The sequence below is a fragment of the Aurantibacter crassamenti genome (assembly GCF_016811105.1).
Lineage (GTDB): Bacteria > Bacteroidota > Bacteroidia > Flavobacteriales > Flavobacteriaceae > Aurantibacter_A > Aurantibacter_A crassamenti.
Window position 1 is genome coordinate 969,437 of sequence record NZ_JAFBGM010000002.1, and the last position, 18,542, is coordinate 987,978.

General features: G+C 35.9%; 14 protein-coding genes. 3 read left to right on the top strand and 11 right to left on the bottom strand.

The genetic code is table 11. The annotated features are described in order from the left end of the window. Window positions 1-5: 5 nt before the first annotated feature. The 11 genes from JQC67_RS16810 to JQC67_RS16860 all read right to left on the bottom strand — a co-directional run bounded on the left by JQC67_RS16810 (window position 6) and on the right by JQC67_RS16860 (window position 13,434). A complete protein-coding gene (locus JQC67_RS16810) occupies window positions 6-1,658 on the bottom strand; it encodes a hypothetical protein (protein ID WP_203254074.1) in 1,653 nt (550 codons plus the stop codon). A gap of 6 nt (window positions 1,659-1,664) precedes the next feature. Further along, complete coding sequence (locus JQC67_RS16815; protein WP_203254075.1) at window positions 1,665-2,855, bottom strand: hypothetical protein; 1,191 nt, start codon at window positions 2,853-2,855, stop codon at window positions 1,665-1,667. A 509-nt stretch (window positions 2,856-3,364) separates the two neighbouring features. Continuing rightward, window positions 3,365-5,299: a helix-turn-helix domain-containing protein gene (locus JQC67_RS16820; RefSeq protein ID WP_203254076.1), complete on the bottom strand. Its 1,935-nt coding sequence runs from the start codon at window positions 5,297-5,299 to the stop codon at window positions 3,365-3,367. A 72-nt stretch (window positions 5,300-5,371) separates the two neighbouring features. After that, entirely contained in the window at window positions 5,372-7,429 is a 2,058-nt protein-coding gene (locus JQC67_RS16825) for a helix-turn-helix domain-containing protein (protein ID WP_203254077.1), read from the bottom strand. Between the two features lie 162 nt (window positions 7,430-7,591). Next, window positions 7,592-8,452 carry a nuclear transport factor 2-like protein gene (locus JQC67_RS16830; protein WP_203254078.1) on the bottom strand — a complete coding sequence of 287 codons (861 nt, stop codon included), beginning with the start codon at window positions 8,450-8,452 and terminating at the stop codon, window positions 7,592-7,594. A 96-nt stretch (window positions 8,453-8,548) separates the two neighbouring features. Further along, window positions 8,549-9,391, bottom strand: a complete 843-nt coding sequence (locus tag JQC67_RS16835) for an AraC family transcriptional regulator (protein ID WP_203254079.1) — start codon at window positions 9,389-9,391, stop codon at window positions 8,549-8,551. 111 nt (window positions 9,392-9,502) lie between these two features. Further along, complete coding sequence (locus JQC67_RS16840; protein ID WP_203254080.1) at window positions 9,503-10,036, bottom strand: hypothetical protein; 534 nt, start codon at window positions 10,034-10,036, stop codon at window positions 9,503-9,505. A gap of 15 nt (window positions 10,037-10,051) precedes the next feature. Beyond that, a complete protein-coding gene (locus JQC67_RS16845; protein WP_203254081.1) occupies window positions 10,052-10,444 on the bottom strand; it encodes an ester cyclase in 393 nt (130 codons plus the stop codon). 10 nt (window positions 10,445-10,454) lie between these two features. After that, window positions 10,455-10,847, bottom strand: coding sequence for an ester cyclase (locus JQC67_RS16850; protein ID WP_203254082.1), 393 nt, complete (start codon window positions 10,845-10,847; stop codon window positions 10,455-10,457). 102 nt (window positions 10,848-10,949) lie between these two features. After that, complete coding sequence (locus tag JQC67_RS16855) at window positions 10,950-11,813, bottom strand: helix-turn-helix transcriptional regulator (RefSeq protein WP_203254083.1); 864 nt, start codon at window positions 11,811-11,813, stop codon at window positions 10,950-10,952. Window positions 11,814-11,874: 61 nt separating this feature from the next. After that, the gene (locus tag JQC67_RS16860) at window positions 11,875-13,434 is read right to left on the bottom strand and encodes an NAD(P)H-hydrate dehydratase (protein ID WP_203254084.1); all 1,560 of its coding nucleotides are present in this window, start codon (window positions 13,432-13,434) and stop codon (window positions 11,875-11,877) included. A gap of 254 nt (window positions 13,435-13,688) precedes the next feature. On the opposite strand from JQC67_RS16860, the gene thrA reads away from it, so the two are divergent. From thrA to thrC, 3 genes are all read left to right on the top strand, one after another. Next, a complete protein-coding gene (gene thrA, locus JQC67_RS16865; RefSeq protein ID WP_203254085.1) occupies window positions 13,689-16,133 on the top strand; it encodes a bifunctional aspartate kinase/homoserine dehydrogenase I in 2,445 nt (814 codons plus the stop codon). A 1-nt stretch (window position 16,134) separates the two neighbouring features. Then, a complete protein-coding gene (locus tag JQC67_RS16870) occupies window positions 16,135-17,055 on the top strand; it encodes a homoserine kinase (protein ID WP_203254086.1) in 921 nt (306 codons plus the stop codon). A gap of 100 nt (window positions 17,056-17,155) precedes the next feature. Then, entirely contained in the window at window positions 17,156-18,457 is a 1,302-nt protein-coding gene (gene thrC, locus JQC67_RS16875; RefSeq protein ID WP_203254087.1) for a threonine synthase, read from the top strand. The last annotated feature ends 85 nt before the right edge of the window (window positions 18,458-18,542 follow it).

Consider the following 18,542-nt stretch of genomic DNA (forward strand, 5'->3'; position numbering starts at 1 on the left):
GGCTTTTACTTTATAGAGATAAAATCATTTTGATTTAGAAAACGTGGCTTATCTGAGATGACACCTTTTGATTTTCTAACTCTGCTTGTTCTATAAACAATATCAGATTCGAAATCTGTGAAAAGAGTCAGTGTGGTCAAAAAATATTCTTGCTTATTCTCAATTTTGAGGTTTTCTAAAACCATTGCTCTTTTCTTGCCTCCAAGTTTGGCCGCAAAATCGATCAAAATGGAAGTTGTATCTGCCATTGAGGCACCATCAAAGCCAAGACTAATAGTTCGTTTTTCCAAAGGTGGGGTCAAAGAAATGAAGGGTTTTGAAGTACTCCTCCAAGATGAACTCAATAGCGTATCGGCTTTAGCGATACTCCAGAGAACCTTATACTGTATCAAAGAATCTAGTTGCTCCTGACCTTTAAGGTTTATTTGTTTTTGGTAATGGCCGGCCAAAATATCTGACCATGAAAAGGAAAACTCATGAATCTTAGAGGTAGAGTCATTTCGAACTTGGACCGAAACCCCATTTATATAATGTTTAAACGCCCCTAAATAGTCTTCATTTATCTTAAAATCAATTCGACGCTGAGAGCCCGATCTATCATTTAACGGAACTGTACTTACGTAATCATTTAATTGGGCAATTGAATCTTTGAAAACATTCAAATTACCTACAGATATTACAGGAACTTGCTTGAAAGCTGATTTTTGCACAGCAATATAAAGACTATCGGTAGGTCTATATTGCCTGTTTATTTGCTTCAAGCAATATGGATCACTTCTAAGCATACCATTACAATTCAAATTGGGTAAAAACATTTCAGAGGCTATCTTATCGGAAACCATCTTAACTATAGAAGCGCCTATTTCGTCACTTTCTTCACCTTCATATAACTCAATTTTTAATGCACTATTCAACCTTAATTCTCTAGCGGTATTTTCAAGTTCTGATTTCGAAATAGGCACATTACCATATTTCTTTTTTACCATATCAATTACTTTTTTTGACGGAATGCTAATTCTCGCACTAAAAGCTGGATATTTTGCGGGATAGTAGGCACGTATTACTATTGATAAATCGCTGGTGCCCATTTTAAGCGATTGTTCCAACAAAGAAGCCTCTTCTCTAGTTAAGTTTAGCATTAGTGATGCCTTTGAACCATCTTGTATTGGTGCGTTACCTGAGGTTATAATTCGATCAGTGGTTGTTTTATTTTGTTTGTCAAATACACTCGTAAGCAAAGTGAAACTCGCGTTTCCATAATTATGGTCTTCTTTGAAGGTTAGAAGTGGAATTTGTGCTTTCAAGAAAGCATTATGATTCTTTTTTTTAAGTACTTTTTCAATTTCATTTTTCTCATTTTGTGAAATTGAAAACTCGACTAATGCGCTAAAAACACCTCCAGATATTTGATCATTTACACTTAGGTATTTCCACAAATGGAGTTTGTAAACATCATCTTTGAAAACAACCCTTGGTTGTTCAGGTAAATAGTAGTAAGCATTTGAGTCTGTACTATCCTGAAATAGTTTAATACCATTATAAGATTCTATTTTGGCACCATATTGCACTTGCCCATTTGATTTAAACGGCAAAGTCAATACTAACAAACAGCTGGTAAATGAAAAAAGGAGTTTTATATTTGATATAAGTTTTATCATTAAATTTTATCCTTTAGTTTGTTGAATAACTTCATTTTTAGGGGGTGCCAGAAATACAAATCCTGTAGAAATATCCATTGAATTATCACCTGCCAGCATATTACCATTGGTATGCATCCAGTTTATATCATAAGAGAGAGCGCTGCCTTTATCGTAGTATATGTTTGTTGAAACTATTTCGTTAGATGTATGGGTATCAAAAACTATTCGTTTAGTCTTTTCATAACCTTCAAGCAAATACTTCAAAGTCAGCGAAACCTCTCTAAAGCCATCTGACTTCAGTTTTAAAATATCAGTTTGAACCTCGATTGATTGAGTGTCAAATTTCATTTCTTCATTAGGGGTGCTTATATCTACTACATGACCTAAATCAACATTGATCCATTGTTTGACTGAAACATTACCGGTCAAATCAATTTCTGTTACTCTGTATCTTAAAGGCTTATTAAATAGAATAGGAAACTTGAACTTTAGACTAATTGCATTCAAATCAGGTTCTGTCGCACTGAATTCCAGTTCTTTGGTACAGGTTTGCCTATTACCTAAACCCGCTCCACAAATAATTACTTTTTTTGCCAAAAGATCAGGTCGAAGTCTATCACTAAAATCATAACATATCAGTTGAATTGGGTGATACCGCGGCAATACTTCTTCATTCAATACGAGCTCTTTTATACATGAATCTTTCCATCTATCTACATCAAAACTAAGGTCGACTAGTCCTGATTTAAATTGTATCAGTTCGGTCTCATTTTCTTTGGTATCATGGTTTTCTTCGGGGTTCTTCAATAAATCTTCCTCAATAAGGCTACTAAAATTTGTAAAATAACTAAAGGCGAAAACAAGACCCAATTCATTAAACTTCTCTAAATTATCGTCTACTAGTTGAGCAGCTTCTTTCGATAGTTGTATTGTAATATTTTTTTCCTCCCACAAATCAGAACCTTCATTGTCATAAGATGAATTTAGATGAGATGCCAAGACCACCTTTTTACCAATAGATTCAATTCCCGACAAAAGATTAAATTCAAATTTTTGAATCGGTATTGGTAGTAGATTAGCTTCGCTTATATTTAAATCTGCTGCAAGCCCTTTAATTTTGCTTTGAGTAATTCTTGAAGCCTTAAGGTTTAACTGAATGATACTAAAGTTATCAATCACAACATCGCCCTGCCCTTTGGCCTTTGATCTAGACATTTTTAGATATTTTAATCCAGGCTTCCCTTCTTTACTTTTAGATAAATAAATCGTACTTGGTTCATAATAGTAAATTGAAGAGTCCACCAAGTCTAGATATACAGAATTACCATTTATATTGATTTTTGATTCATATACTGGTTGCGAATAGATTGTATTATGTATCGCCACAAATAAAAAAATCAAGTAGTATGTCAGATTTATTTTCACGAGTAATGCTCTTTCATTTTCTTGTTTCAAATCTCACAAAAAACACAGAACACCAATAAACACTTATGTTGCGAAAGCCTGTAAGCTTTTTTACAAGTCTTGTAACTATGTTGCGGATTGTGGTAATTATGTTGTGGAAAAAGGGAAAAGTGTCAATTGTGCACTAAAATAATACGGGGATCATTTTGAAAATACAGACCTTAAAAAAGTTGGCAGTAGGCAGTAGCAGTTCGCACATTTGTCTGCAACGGCAGAAAACTTTTGTATTTGATTTTTGAGTTTGGGTTTGAAGACAAAGTCTATTGAAAATGCGCAGGCAACTCCACCGGGTACGCATGCTCACGAAACCCGACTTGTTTGACCAAAGCATCGAATTCGGGCATACCGTGTAGCGGGTATAGCTGTGGTTCGCTGACGAGCCACACAATCTCTTGCTCATGTTCTTCGATTGCTGTCTTTATCCATTTAAGGGCTTCGTCTTTCTCACCCAGGGCGCAGGAGATAATTGCAATACTCCATGCTAGGGAGCCAGCACTGTTTTTTGATTTTAACTCTTTCAGCTCATTTTGCAAAGTAACTGCCTTTTGTATATCGCCTTTTTTGGCGTAAGCTGCACCCAACAAACTTATTGTACGAGGTAATCGAACACCATACATTTCCTCTTCCTTTTCCAACCAGTTAATTGCTTTATCATATTCACCATAATTCAGGTAAAAAAATCCAAATGCGCCATAGTTGAACAAACTGATTGCACCAGAATTCGCCCTACTATCAATAAACTCGGTGCCTTTTTCGTAATCCCCGCTATAGTAAGATAGCCATGGAATAGCCGAATTTGGAAAATAAGGGAATCTTTTGGTAAAAGTCGTATAGTATTTCAATGCCTCTTGGTATCTATGTTCATACATTAAAAAATTGACATAAATAACTTGGTAAATTGGCGTGCTTTTATCCAGACATGCCAAAAACAATTTTTCGGATTTTTCAAAATCCCAATCGATATACAAACTTATATAAGCTTCTTGCGCATTTATTTCCCAAATATCAGGGTCATAGTGCCGTGCTCTTTCAATGTAGTATTTTGCTTTTTCAACTGCTTCCTCTGGTTCCAATTCGTGACCAAAGGAAGAAGCTTTCCATAAATAAGTGCCAGCAATACCGTTATAAGCCAACGCCAATGTTGAATCAATTTTCATGGCTTTTTTATAAAATTTTAGTGCTTCGACCTGTCCCGCAGGGGTCAGTTGGCTAAAGTGGTACTCTCCTTGCATATAATAATCATAAGCGATTGGATTATATGAACTTCTCTTTTCAATAATCGCTTCTTCCTTTGAGGTCAAAGTCGTTTGTAAAGCAAGGGCGACATGTTGTGCAATATTACTATTGATAGTCAAAATATCTTTCAATTTTCTATCATAGTGTTCTGCCCAAATTTGAGATTCATCAGAAGTATTCACCAACTTTACTTCTATTCTAATAATACTATCTTGCTTTTGAATACTACCTTGTAGAACAGTTGAAATATTTAGAGTCTTCCCAATTTCCTTTATAGAGTTCATGGGACCAATAGCTGTAGAATTAATTATTTCTAAAGATTCGATACTGGATAAATGCCGACTAATCGCCTCAACCATCCCATCGGCCAAATATTGATTCTCTTCATCTGAACTCAGATTTTTAAAGGGAAGTACAATTATTGATTTTTCTTTGGGAGCTGGTTCTGCAATTACAACTTCCTTTTTATCCTGAGAAAAAATCAGGAATCCAAGCAATATTGTAGCTGCAAGTCCACCAACCCATAACAAACTTTTATTATTAGAAGATTCCGCTTTCCCAGTAATTTCTTGCCCGACTTTTAATCTCGCCTTACCGGGAGAATACCCAAAATATTCGGTAAAACATTTATTGAAATACGAGGGACTACCAAAACCAACGGCATGAGAAACTTCAGATGCGGTCATTTCTTTTTCGATGAGCATTTCCCGTGCCTTTTCCAGACGAAATTCACGAATAAACCTGCTGATGGATTTCCCTTTTACCTTATGTAGTTTGCGATGCAGGTGCGAACGGTTCATGCCCATCATATCCGCCAATTGTTCTACTCCGAATTGTTCGTTCTCAAGATTGGCCGTGATATGCACTTCCAGTTTATCCAAAAGAGATTGGCCCGAATCGGTCATGGGAATGTTTAATGGTTTGTGTTTGTTCAATCTTGGGGGAAAGCTATTTCCCATTAAAAATACAAAAAGTTTAGGGAAAAGTTTTTGACGGATGACGGAAGCTCTTGGCTCTTGGCTCTTAAAATACTAATCTACTAAATTCGGCAACTCCACCGGATAAGCATGCTCGCGAAACCCAACTTGTTTTACCAAGGCATCAAATTCTGGCATGCCGTGTAAAGGGTATAATTGGGGTTCGCTGACCAGCCATGGGATTTCCATTTCATGGTCATCGACGGCAATTTTGAGCCATTTTAAAGCTTCTTCTTTTTCGCCGAGGGCGGAATGGATTATTGCGACAAAAAAAGCTGGGGAGCCGGCATCGGTTTTTTTCTTTAATGCTTTGAGTTCGTTTAGAAGTTTAAGTGCTTTTTTTGTTTCGCCTTTATGGGCGTTGGCTGCTCCCATCCAACTAAGCATTCGCGGAAAACGATTACCCTCCAGATCAATAGCCTTCTGAAAAAGAGAAATGGCACTATCGTAATCGCCCGTGTTCAAACTAAAAAATCCAGCGGTGTCATAAGTATAATAATTAGAATATAGTTTCAACCTTGTTTCCATAAATTCAAGGCCTTCCTCGTACTTTTTATTATAATAATAAGATAATAACATTTGGTTATTGGGATAATAGGGATACTCTCTATTCAATCTATCTGCAATCTCAAAACCTTCAGCGTGCCTGTTTTCATAATGTAAAAAATTAGCGTAAAGTGCTAAAAAAACTGGAAACTTTGATTCAATACTTATCTTATAATTCTCTTCACTTCCTCCAAAGTCCCAACTACCAAAAAGTCTTTCAAAGGCCTTCCAACCATAACCTTCTTTTAATTCTGGATCAAGTTCAAGAGTTTTGTCCAAATATGGTTTTGCTTTGGAAAAAGCTTCTTCGACGGTAAATTCCGCTCCCCAAACGGATGCTTTTACTTGATAATACATAGCCATTCCCAAATATGCGGATGCCATCGTAGAATCGATAGATATAGCTTCCTCGAAATACTTGAACGCCTTTTGCTGTCCCTCTTGGCTGAACTGATTAAAGTTGTACCAACCCTTTAAAAAATTATCATAGGCCTCTGGCGAATAAGAAGTCCTCTTTTCAATATTACTTTTTTCTTTTGATGACAATTTGACTTTCATAATTTTTGCTACACGCTGTGCAATTTCACTTTGCACAAGTAAAGCATCGAAGATCTTCCGATCATAGCTCTCAGCCCATAACTGTTTTTCATCCGAGGTGTTTATCAATTTTATTTCGACACGTAGTAGGGAATCTTGTCTTTGTATGCTGCCTTGAAGTACATTAACTACTTCAAGTTTTTCTCCGATTTCTTTCACAGAAGTCAATTCTCCCGATGCAGATGACGAGAGTACTTTTAACTCTCCAATTTCCGACAAATGCAGACTAATAGCGTCCACCATACCATCGGCCAAATATTGATTCTCCTCATCTGAGCTCAGATTTTTAAAAGGAAGTACAATTATCGATTTTTCCTCGGGAGTCGTTTCAGCTACAACCTCTTCCTTTTTATTCAGAGAAAAAATCAAGAATCCTACTAAAATCGCGGCAGCCAGTCCGCTTAACCACAAGAATATTTTGTTTTTGGAAGATTTTGATTGAGTATTTCTAATTATCTCTTGGCCGACCTTTAACCGCGCCTTACCTGGGGAATACCCGAAATACTCTGCAAAACATTTATTGAAATACGACGGACTGCCAAAACCCACCGCATGGGAAACCTCGGAAGCGGTCATCTCTTTTTCAATGAGCATTTTTCGCGCGGCTTCCAAGCGATACTCGCGAATAAACCTACTGATGGACTTCCCCTTTATCTTATGCAGTTTGCGATGCAGGTGCGAACGGCTCATGCCCATCATTTCAGCCAACTGTTCCACACCAAATTGTTCGTTGTGCAGATTGGCATTAACAAAGGTTTCCAGCTTTGCAATTAATGGATGTTTATCGTTCTTTTTGGTAGTGTTTTCTTGCAAAATAGCACTTGGTTGTTGAAACGGAATTAGCCGCTCGTTACTCTCAAATGTACTAAAATGCAGCATAAATCTTGGCGTGCTGAATAAGATTCTAAACTTCGGCCCATTACCGATCCTTTTTTTCGAATTTTTGATATTATTCTTGAATAGCTTCATGCCATAGTTTTATTTGTCCAGAAAATTCGGACCTCAACTTTGATGGCCCCACTTGAACAATTGCACTAAAATTATCAGATTTATCCCATGAAAAATTGCCTCTGCGATGCAAAGAATTGCTACCAGGTTACCTTTTTAAAATAAATTGATGGGAGCGTGTTCTTAACGCCAACCGCGGTTTGTAATATCCCTCGGGTCAAAGAAATTTTCTTGTTTTAAAATTTTACCATCCTTGTCAATTACAAATCGATCAACGATTCTAAGTGTACATTTCGGTTCGGCGATATGACAATAAAATTCAACTGTTACGGCACTCAAATCTTTGTTGATATACGTCTCTAAAAGTTCTGTAGCGGATACCAAATCGGGCAAGGGTGCCCACCAGTTTTCCTTTATAAAGGCTCGCCCGTTCATAGCAGTTTCGGAACCTTCGGGATGTATGGGAGCGCGAAGCTCTACTTCTTCATGATAAGGAATTACATCGAAATTCTTTCCGCCAAGACCTTTAACAACATAGTCCGCGGCGATTTGATGTAACAAATTGGCTCGATCTTCATCGCTCATAGCACCTTGATCTTCGGTCAATTGTTTTACCAAACTATCGTGATTCCAATTCACAGAAACCGCTTCTATATAACCGGGCTCATTCATCTTAAAAATAAAAATATGTTCTTCTTCAAATGTGTTTCCCTTGGAAGCCAAACCCGCAAAATCTTTCTCTTGCCTACCCGTAATACTTGCCTCGCAACGTACATCACCGTTATCCATAACTATGGAATGCACCGTATTGTCTATGGTCGGAAAACATTCAATAATATTACTCCATATTGCTTTGCCTACTTCATGAATATTTCCCGCTCCATCAGAACCCAGAGGCAGAAAAGCTACCGTACAATCTTCGGTACAATTAACCAACATACGGGCTACATCTTGTTCTTGATAGGCGTTCATAAAATCTACCGTACGATTTTTCCATAAAAGGAAAAGCGGATCCAAATGCGTTGCTTTTTTTAATGCTTCCATGATTTTTTATTTTTTAGTTCCTCCAAATTTATAAGACCAATCATTTTATAAATTGTAAGAATGCGCCAAATTCAATCAGTCGAGAAATTATTAAAGTCAATTTTCGTCAAAAAGCCGTCGCTCGACAATACTTACCTGATCAATGTAGTTGGCCAATTCAACATTGGTCTTGGCATACTTTTTTGGTGTACGGCCAGAAAAGTATTTAAAGTCTTTTATAAAATGACTTTGGTCGTAATAACCGCCTTCATGAAGCACGTCCATTAAATTGACCTCCCGTTTACCGGACATGAGCAGGCAAGTATTGCCAAATCTTCTAATCTTGGCATATGTCTTTGGGCTAACCCCAACTTCGTTTAAAAATTTCCGTTCAAAATTTCTACGACTCATAGGCACACTTTCCAAGAACTCCAAAACATTCAAGTGTCCTTTTTTATCATAAATTTCGTTTGCCGCCTTCACTATTTCTTTTGTTGCAAAATTGGTCGAAGCCAAACGTCCCAAAAAATACTCTTCAATGATGGCAATTCTTTTTTGCGTATTTACGGCCTTTTTCATTCTACATTGAATATCCGCACCCATTTCTTTTTCTACTTCAAGAAAGTCAATGCGTTCGCCCGTAAACCCGTACATAGGAATATTATAAAAATTGAAAAGCGCAGATGGCTTTAAAACAGCCCCAATCATTGAAATATTGCCTTCTAAATGAAGTGTATAATTTTTTATAGCTTGTCCTCCAATAAAGGTTTTGGGCACTGAATTTCGTTCATACTTGTAATTGGATATTTCGTAGGCATCACCTAAATTGAACACCAAAGAACAAAGTGCGCTTGGTGGGCTCTCTAAATCCCTTGGCCCATCGGTGGTTCCTTCCCAAGAAAAATAACACTCTACAAATTCAGAAAGTGCCTTATCAGGTTTAAATTTCTTGTATTGCATATTTAAAATACGCATTTAAGAATTCTACAATAAAATGCAAAAAGTAAAATTCTAAAATGCTTGATTAGTGTATTTAAATATACAAAGTATAGTTTGAACTTAATATTAAGGTTATTCAGCTGCTTTTAGGTCTTTCATAATTTTGTAGTTGTCCTTCATAAAATCCCATTTATCGCCAAATTTGCCGTCAACTACATTAAAATACCAGATTTCGTCCCATGTAAGATTTTGATTTTTTGCATCAATGCCATTAAACAGTTCATCGCCATAACCACTATTTTCAAAATCATAATTTTCAGCATAAGTTGCGGTAATACTCAGCCACACCGTACCCTCATTACCCGATACCGTTAAATGTTTTATAGTTGATTTATAATTATGGAATGAATTTCTATAAGCCGAATGCTCTTCTACAAATTCGTTAATGTTTGATGATAAATACTGTGGCAGTTTTGTTTTCCAATCAATTGAATTTGCATCATTCACATAATTTTTAATGAACTCCTTCGTATTTTTTTCAATCTTTTGTGAATCATCATAAGCCTTTAATTCAGCTAATGCTGCTTCACTAATATGAATTTCTTTTTTTTCTTGACATGATGAAAGAATGAAAAATGCGATTACTATAATGGTTGTTTTTTTCATTATTATTTCTTTTTACTAATTATCAATTTCATCTGTTTGTATAACACCAAGTTGCTCCATCAAAATCATTTGATCCGCAATGAGCCACATATCTACTATCATTAGGTTTTCTATGGTATACCGAATTACAAATGGCAAATCCATTTTTCTGCCGGTGGGCGGAATTCCATTAAACTCTCCTTTATGAATTCCTGTAGCTCGTCCCTGAACTATTACTTTGTTTCGTTCAGTTACCATCTCTTCAATAAAGAGTTCGTATTTAGGAAAAGCACTTTCAAAAAACTCAATATGCTCAAATAGTTTTTCATCACGCATATATTTTGCACAAAGCTCACGAGTCTTTGCAACACCTGATATCGCATTAAAATACTTGATAATGAATTCCCGATTTTTCTTCAGGGCATCCATATTAGTGATTTTAGTTATGAGTAGTCTGTGGTTCCATCACCCCCAATTGTTCCATAAGTAACATTTGGTCAGCTATCAGCCAATGATCCGTAATAAGGCCATCTTCCATAGTATATCGAATGGCAAAGGGTAAATCTATATTTCTACCTGTTGCGGGTATTCCATTAAACTCTCCAGAGTGTGTACCGTTCAATCGTGCTTGAATAAGTACTTTGTTTCCTTCCGTCATGATTTCTTCGATAAAAAGTTCATACTTCGGAAAGGCTGCTTCAAAAAATTCAATATGGGCGATTAATTCTTGATCATTGGTATATTTTTCGCAAAGTTCTCTGGTCTTATCTGCACCTGACATTGCATTGAAATAATTAATAATGAACTCACGGTTTTTTTTTAGTTGATCCATAAGGTTATGTTTAAAGGTGATATATACTTTTTAGTTTTCCTCAAAGTTAGGATGACTTTCAAACTTTGAATTGACCCTATGTTGCAAAAAATTGAACTTAGGTTACATTTTAGCCTTCGTAAAATCGGAAGGGTTAAAACCAAATTCTTTTTGAAAAGTTCTGGTAAAATGACTTTTGCTTGCAAAACCAACCTGATAACATACTTCGCTAACATTTAAGTTTTCATTTTTTGACTGCAACAATTTCTTCGCCTTTTCTAACCGCACATATCGTAAATATTGTTGAGGAGACATTTGAGTTAGGCTTTTTATCTTTCGAAACAATTGTGTTCTACTTAAAGCCATCGCATTTGCTAAGGCATCTACCTTAAACTCAGCATCAGACATATGAGAATTAATTACGGCATTCACCTTTTTAAGGAAAACACCCTCATTATTACTTTTAGATGCTGCCGCTTTTTCTAAATTTTCGGTATTCGAAAAATGTGTAGCGAGTCTATTTTTCACGGCGGAAAAATACATAGGATATTTCTTCGGAAGAAGCGTGCCATTGCTATTTACTTGTACAACAGCATTTCCATTTTTCTTTGTGGGAATTGAAACTGTAAATCGCGTGCCTTTCGGAAATTTTTCAACTTGTAAACCGCTTTTAACAGCCGATAATATTTCACCAAGCTTTGACAAATCAACACCAGTGTTTTCAATTACAAGTAGACATCGATCATTATTTTGTTCACACTCACCCACAAAAACTTTCACAGTATATGACTGCGGAGTAAAACTAACCACACGGCTCAAAAGAACAGTAATTTCAGAAAGTGCTTCTTCAGGATTATAAGAAGCATATAAATTTTTAACAGTCGATTCAAACAATAACTGCACATCTTGCGCTGCTGCAAAAGGTTGTAGACCCGTTACGAGTCCTCGAAAAAGTGGTACAAGGTCTGCGTTAATTCTAAAAGACATGGTTGGTGCTTATAAATACACCTTTAAAATAAGTAATCTAGAATTAGATTACAAACTCACACTAATCATCATCTTGATTATCAGCTTCATGTTCAATAGGTTGTGGCTCTTCAGGTAACTTAAACAAATCTAACAATGCATCGCCCAAATACTCACTAATGTCACTAGCCGTCAAAGCTAAATATCCTCTAGCTTCAGCACCAATATCACCAGCACTACCATGAAGATATACGCCAAATACAGCAGCGCGCAGAGGTGCATAACCTTGTGCTACCAATGCCGTAATTACGCCAGTTAAAACATCACCGCTACCTGCTGTAGCCATACCGGGGTTTCCTGTCGTATTTATATAGCCCTTATCTTTATATATGGTAATGGTATGAGCTCCTTTTAAAACCAAAATACAATCGTATTTTTTAGAAAACGCTTTAGCCATCGCTAATTTATCAAAATCGTCTTCCCAAGCACCAATTAGACGCTCCAATTCTTTATCATGCGGAGTTAGAATAGATTGTGGCGGTAACTTTTTTAATAATGTCTTGCTCGATGACAATAGATTTATTGCATCGGCATCTATAACCAAAGAAATGTTATTATTCTTTAATAAATCACTAAAAGCCTTTTTGGTTTTAGGATCTTGCCCCATACCAGTACCTATTCCTATGACCGTTGGAGTAATATCATAACTAATTTTAGATATTATTTTTTCATCAGCATCCGTCAATACCATGGCTTCAGGCACCGATGTTTGCATGGGTATAAAACCACAATTAGGAACCATAGCCGTCAATAAGCCTGTACCCGCATGTAAACAAGCTTTTGCTGTTAAAATCATAGCACCAATTTTACCATGTGTGCCCCCAATTATTAGTGAATGTCCATAAGCACCCTTATGTGAATATTTTTTTCTAGGAATATACCAAGCTAAGAGCTCGTGCTTCGCAATTAACTCATAATCCGTTTCAGTACTAGTTAAAAACTCTTGATCAAGACCAATATCTAAAACCTGCCAATTATCAATGTATGGCGCATTCTCAGGAAGAAAGAAAATAAGTTTAGGTGCCTGAAAACTTAATATATAATTCGATCGAACAATACCTTCATCACTTTTAGAAATACTATTCATGAAAATACCCGACGGCAAATCTACCGAAACTATAAACGCTTCAGAATGATTGAGGTATTCAATTAAATTTTTCACCCAACGATCTGGTTCTCGGTTCAAACCGATACCAAAAATGGCATCAACAATTATATCATCAGGGCCAATTTTAGGGAAAGGAGTATTGCTATCAATAAAGTTCGGCCACAATTTTCTTTCTTTTAACCGGTCTAGATTTATAAGAAAATCTTTAGATCGTTTATCACTATAATTGACAACATTGACCTCAATATTATATCCGTGCTCAATTAAATGGCGAGCTAGAGCAATGCCATCACCGCCATTATTTCCGATACCACAGAATAAATGAATCTTTACTGGCGCACCTTGCATACGCAAATGAAACCAGTTAAAAATTTGCATTGAAGCCCTTTCCATAAGGTCATCACTGTTAATTCCGTGTTTTTCAATTGTGAATTTGTCAGCTTGGTATATCTGATCTGCAGAGAAAATCCTCATTCCTTAATGGTATTTATCATTTTTTGCGGATTCTGTAAAAAAATACAGCCATCGTTTGTTAGGGTTGTTAAATGTACTACTTTTGATACATTATCAGAAGTATGGAACGCAACAAGTCAAACATAGGAACTCTTTTTTTCCAAACAAATAATGGTGGCACGTGCACATCTACTATCACCCCATTGGGGTAAACTGCAATATTTTCTCGTTCGTACTTATATATTCATACAATTTTTCAATTTAACTTTTATAGCATGAAAGTTCTCAAATTCGGTGGCTCATCTGTAGCTAACGCAAAAAACATAAAACAGGTAAAAGAAATCGTTTCAAAAAATGAAAGCGATAAAATAGCAGTGGTAGTTTCTGCATTTGGTGGGGTAACCGACCTTTTGTTACAGGCAGCTGAAAAAGCTTCAATACAAGATCCAACCTATACCAGTTTGGTTAAAGAAATTGAGACCCGACATTTAACCGGAATCAAAGACTTGTTACCTATTAATGCCCAAAGCGCGGTACTTAGTAAGGCTAAGTCTGATATTAACACCCTAGAAAGTCTTTTAGAAGGTGCCTTCTCAATTGGGGAATTAACTCCTAAACTTTCCGATAAAATTGTGAGTCATGGTGAGCTTTTATCCTCTTATATTATTGCACAATATTTTTCTTCGGAAGGATTAGATGTTGCTTTTAAAGACACAAGAGAGCTCATTAAAACCAATCAACAATTTGGTGGTGCGATAGTTGATTTTGATACGACCTATAAAAATTGTTATGATTTTTTCAAAGGAAATAAACATAAGATTACTGTATTCGGTGGATTTATTGCGTCCGCAGAAAACGGTGACACCACTACATTAGGACGAGGTGGATCTGATTATTCGGCCGCAATTATTGCAGCAGCAACCAATGCAGAAATTTTAGAAATCTGGACAGACGTTAGCGGCATGTATACTGCTAACCCTAGTATTGTAAAGCAAGCCAAAGCAATTCCTGAGCTTTCTTATGAAGAAGCAATGGAGCTTTCACATTTTGGGGCATCGGTTTTATACCCACCAACAATTCAACCTGTTCTCTCTAGAAATGTTCCTATCCTAATAAAAAACACTTTTGAACCAGAAACGCCCGGGACTTTAATTAACAAAGGAAAATCTGAAAATAAAAAAGTTGTTAGTGGTATTAGTTCGGTGGTTAATGTTGGACTTTTATCTTTAGAAGGTCCAGGGATGGTTGGTATACCAGGTATTTCTGCACGTTTTTTTGACGAACTTTCTAGAGCGGAAGTAAATGTTATCTTAATTACTCAAGCTTCTTCAGAGCATTCTATTTGTATTGGTGTATCAGAAAAAGATGTATCAAAAGCCGTACAAAAAATAAATACAGCTTTCGCTTTTGAAATTGCTCAAGGAAAAATAAATCCGGTTAAGGCAGAGACTAACTTGGCAATTATTGCGCTTATTGGTGATCAAATGAAAAGCCACCAAGGCCTAAGCGGTAAAATGTTTAGCACTCTCGGTAAGAATAATGTAAATATTAGGGCTATTGCTCAAGGCGCCTCTGAACGTAATATTTCAGCTGTTATAAGTTCAGATGATGTAAAAAAAGCATTGAATGCTTTGCATGAAGAGTTTTTTGAAGAAAATGTAAAACAGCTGAATTTATTTGTAATGGGCGTTGGTAACGTAGGTTCTAAATTTTTAGAGCAGGTAAAACAACAGCGCAAATATTTAAAAGAAAATTTAAAACTCAATATACGGGTTATCGGAATCTCAAATTCGAGAACCATGGTTTTTGAAGATGGTGGCATTTCATTAAAGAATTGGGAGTCTACTTTAGCAGCCGGACAAAAAGCAGACAAAGCTAAGTTTTACGAAACCGTGCAAAGTCTCAATTATCGAAATAGCATTTTAGTAGATAATACTGCCAGTGCTGAAGTTGCATCAACCTATGGTTCGTATTTAGGCAATAGTATTTCAGTAGTAACCTGTAATAAAATTGCGTGTTCATCAGCATATCAAAATTACCGTAACCTTAAAGATCTAGCAAGAATTTACAATGCACCATTTCTTTTTGAAACTAATGTTGGGGCAGGTCTACCAATAATTGATACGCTTAAACATTTAATAGCTTCAGGTGATAAAATTCTTAAAATACAAGCGGTACTTTCAGGAAGTCTAAATTTTGTTTTCAATAATTTTAATGATAAAACTACCTTTCATGATATTGTGAAGGAAGCGCAAGAAGAAGGTTATACCGAACCCGATCCTAAAATTGATTTAAGTGGAATTGATGTGATGCGTAAGATTCTAATTTTAGCTCGTGAGAGCGGTAACCAATTAGAAATTGACGATATTGAAAACAAATCATTTTTACCTAAAGAAAGTCTAGATACTAAAAATAACGAAGACTTTTTCGCATCTTTAATAAAGTATGAAGGTGATTTTCAAAAGCTATATCAAGAAGCTACTGAAAAAGAAAGTAAGTTGAAATATGTAGCGCAATATGAAGATGGAATGGCTAGCGTTGGATTACAACAAATTCCGAAAGGTCATGATTTTTATAATTTAGAAGGAAGTGATAACATCGTTTTATTTTACACAGAACGATATCCAAATCAACCTATGATTATTAAAGGAGCAGGCGCTGGTGCAGATGTTACAGCATCGGGTATATTTGCAGATATTATACGAATAGGAAATTATTAAGATGAACGAAATAAGAATTTTTTGCCCAGCAACTATTGCTAATATATCCTGCGGATTTGATGTGTTGGGTGTGGCCTTAGATGCCGTTGGTGATGAAATGGTTGTTCGTAAAACTTCTGATAAAGGAATTAAGATTACAAAATTAACCGGACAAGATTTACCCTTAGAAACAGAAAAAAATGTTGCTGGCGTTGCTGGTTTAGCGCTATTAGAAAATAGTGATTATAAAGGGGGCTTTGAAATAGAAATCTATAAAAAAATCAAGGCTGGTAGTGGTATTGGAAGCAGTGCTGCAAGTTCTACTGGTGCCGTTTGGGCAATGAATAAATTATTAGGCGAACCTTTCTCAACATTAGAATTAGTGAAATTTGCTATGGAAGGTGAACGCCTTGCAAGTGGTGTAGCCCATGCTGATAATGTAGCCCCTGCCCTATTTGGTGGTTTTACTTTAGTACGAAGTTATGACCCACTTGATGTAATACCAATTCCTAGTCCAGATGAATTATTTGCAACAGTAATTCATCCGCAGATAGAAGTTAAAACTTCTGATTCTAGAAGTGTTTTAAAAACCAATATTACCTTAGCACAGGGTATTAAACAATGGGGAAATGTTGGCGGATTAGTTGCCGGACTTTTCACAAGTGATTATGATTTAATCGGACGTTCCTTGGTGGATCATATTATTGAACCCATACGTTCAATTTTAATTCCTGGGTTTGAAAATGTAAAAACTGAGGCCATAAAATCAGGTGCACTAGGATGTGGAATATCAGGTTCAGGACCATCTATTTTTGCATTTAGTAAAGGCGAAGCAACTGCTAAAAAAGTTGCAACTAGTATGAAAGAAGTATATCAAAATATTGGTATTGATTACGATGTACATGTTTCGAAAATTAATGCAGCAGGAATTAAGGAAATATGAATTAACCATAGCGTTTTTAGAAAGAATATTAAATAATTAATCGTTCAAATTTTCAATGAATCGACCTTTGTCATCGGTCATCTGTTAATTAAAATTAAATATGAATTTTTACAGTCTAAATAAACAAGCTCCACAAGTATCTTTTAAAACAGCAGTCGTGGCAGGTATTGCGCCAGACAAAGGCTTATATTTTCCTGAAACTATTGAACCTTTACCGAATAGCTTTTTTGAGCGAATAGAAGAATTATCAAACCTTGAAATTGCTTTTAATGCAATTCATCAATTCGTTTCCGCTGATATACCAAATGAAAAATTAAAAGAAATTCTTGCTAAGGTTTTAGACTTTAATTTTCCTGTTGTTCCCATAGAAGATAATGTAGCTACGTTAGAACTTTTTCATGGCCCTACAATGGCTTTCAAAGATGTGGGCGCACGATTCATGGCAAATTGTTTGGGCTATTTTTCAGATTCAGAAAATTCTAAAAATGATGTAACCGTTTTGGTCGCTACATCTGGTGATACCGGAGGAGCGGTAGCTAATGGGTTTTTAGGCGTTGAAGGCGTAAAAGTAGTTATCCTCTACCCTAGTGGCAAAGTTAGTGATATACAGGAGCGACAACTAACTACTTTAGGTCAAAATATAACTGCGCTTGAAGTAGATGGTACTTTTGATGATTGTCAAAAAATGGTGAAGACAGCATTTTTAGATGAAGCATTACTAACTAAAATGCAATTAACATCTGCAAATTCTATAAATGTAGCAAGATGGCTTCCGCAATTATTTTACTTTTTATTTGCATATAAACAAGCGAAATCGGAAGGAAAGGAAATTGTTTTTTCTGTTCCTTCAGGAAATTTCGGAAATATTTGTGCTGGACTCGTTGCACAACGTTTAGGTATGCCAGTAAAACATTTTGTGGCTGCAACAAATGTGAATGATACAGTACCAGAATTTATGCGTACAAATAAGTACGACCCCAAACCTTCAACAGCAACAATTTCTAATGCTATGGATGTTGGGGACCCAAGTAACTTTATTCGAATTCGTCATTTATTTCAAGATGATTTTGAACTTTTGAAAACCAATTTATCTTCCTATTCATTCACTGATGAGGAAACCAAAATAGCGCTTGGCTCAATTTACAAAAACTCGAAATATATAGCTGATCCACACGGAGCTGTTGGCTATTTAGGATTAAAGAAATATCAAGAAAGCCATCCGAATACTTATGGCATTTTCTTGGAAACAGCACATCCTGTCAAGTTTCTAGATGTAGTTGAAGAGACCATTGGTGAGCAAATAACCATTCCTGCCCAAATAAAAAGCGTTATGGATAAAGAGAAAAAATCGATTCGAATTTCAAAATACGCTGAACTAAAAGAGTATTTATTACAGCGGTAAACACCTTATAATTATTTCACCTGAACAGAAAAAATCCTCAAATTCAATCATTTTTATATGGTTGTACTTGAGGATTTTTTTTATC

Excerpts from the sequence above, each read along its gene's own strand:
- JQC67_RS16810 (WP_203254074.1), bottom strand. The coding sequence starts at position 1,658 with ATGATAAAACTTATATCAAATATAAAACTCCTTTTTTCATTTACCAGC.
- JQC67_RS16815 (WP_203254075.1), bottom strand. The coding sequence starts at position 2,855 with ATGTCTAGATCAAAGGCCAAAGGGCAGGGCGATGTTGTGATTGATAAC.
- JQC67_RS16820 (WP_203254076.1), bottom strand. The coding sequence starts at position 5,299 with ATGGGAAATAGCTTTCCCCCAAGATTGAACAAACACAAACCATTAAAC.
- JQC67_RS16825 (WP_203254077.1), bottom strand. The coding sequence starts at position 7,429 with ATGAAGCTATTCAAGAATAATATCAAAAATTCGAAAAAAAGGATCGGT.
- JQC67_RS16830 (WP_203254078.1), bottom strand. The coding sequence starts at position 8,452 with ATGGAAGCATTAAAAAAAGCAACGCATTTGGATCCGCTTTTCCTTTTA.
- JQC67_RS16835 (WP_203254079.1), bottom strand. The coding sequence starts at position 9,391 with ATGCAATACAAGAAATTTAAACCTGATAAGGCACTTTCTGAATTTGTA.
- JQC67_RS16840 (WP_203254080.1), bottom strand. The coding sequence starts at position 10,036 with ATGAAAAAAACAACCATTATAGTAATCGCATTTTTCATTCTTTCATCA.
- JQC67_RS16845 (WP_203254081.1), bottom strand. The coding sequence starts at position 10,444 with ATGGATGCCCTGAAGAAAAATCGGGAATTCATTATCAAGTATTTTAAT.
- JQC67_RS16850 (WP_203254082.1), bottom strand. The coding sequence starts at position 10,847 with ATGGATCAACTAAAAAAAAACCGTGAGTTCATTATTAATTATTTCAAT.
- JQC67_RS16855 (WP_203254083.1), bottom strand. The coding sequence starts at position 11,813 with ATGTCTTTTAGAATTAACGCAGACCTTGTACCACTTTTTCGAGGACTC.
- JQC67_RS16860 (WP_203254084.1), bottom strand. The coding sequence starts at position 13,434 with ATGAGGATTTTCTCTGCAGATCAGATATACCAAGCTGACAAATTCACA.
- thrA (WP_203254085.1), top strand. The coding sequence starts at position 13,689 with ATGAAAGTTCTCAAATTCGGTGGCTCATCTGTAGCTAACGCAAAAAAC.
- JQC67_RS16870 (WP_203254086.1), top strand. The coding sequence starts at position 16,135 with ATGAACGAAATAAGAATTTTTTGCCCAGCAACTATTGCTAATATATCC.
- thrC (WP_203254087.1), top strand. The coding sequence starts at position 17,156 with ATGAATTTTTACAGTCTAAATAAACAAGCTCCACAAGTATCTTTTAAA.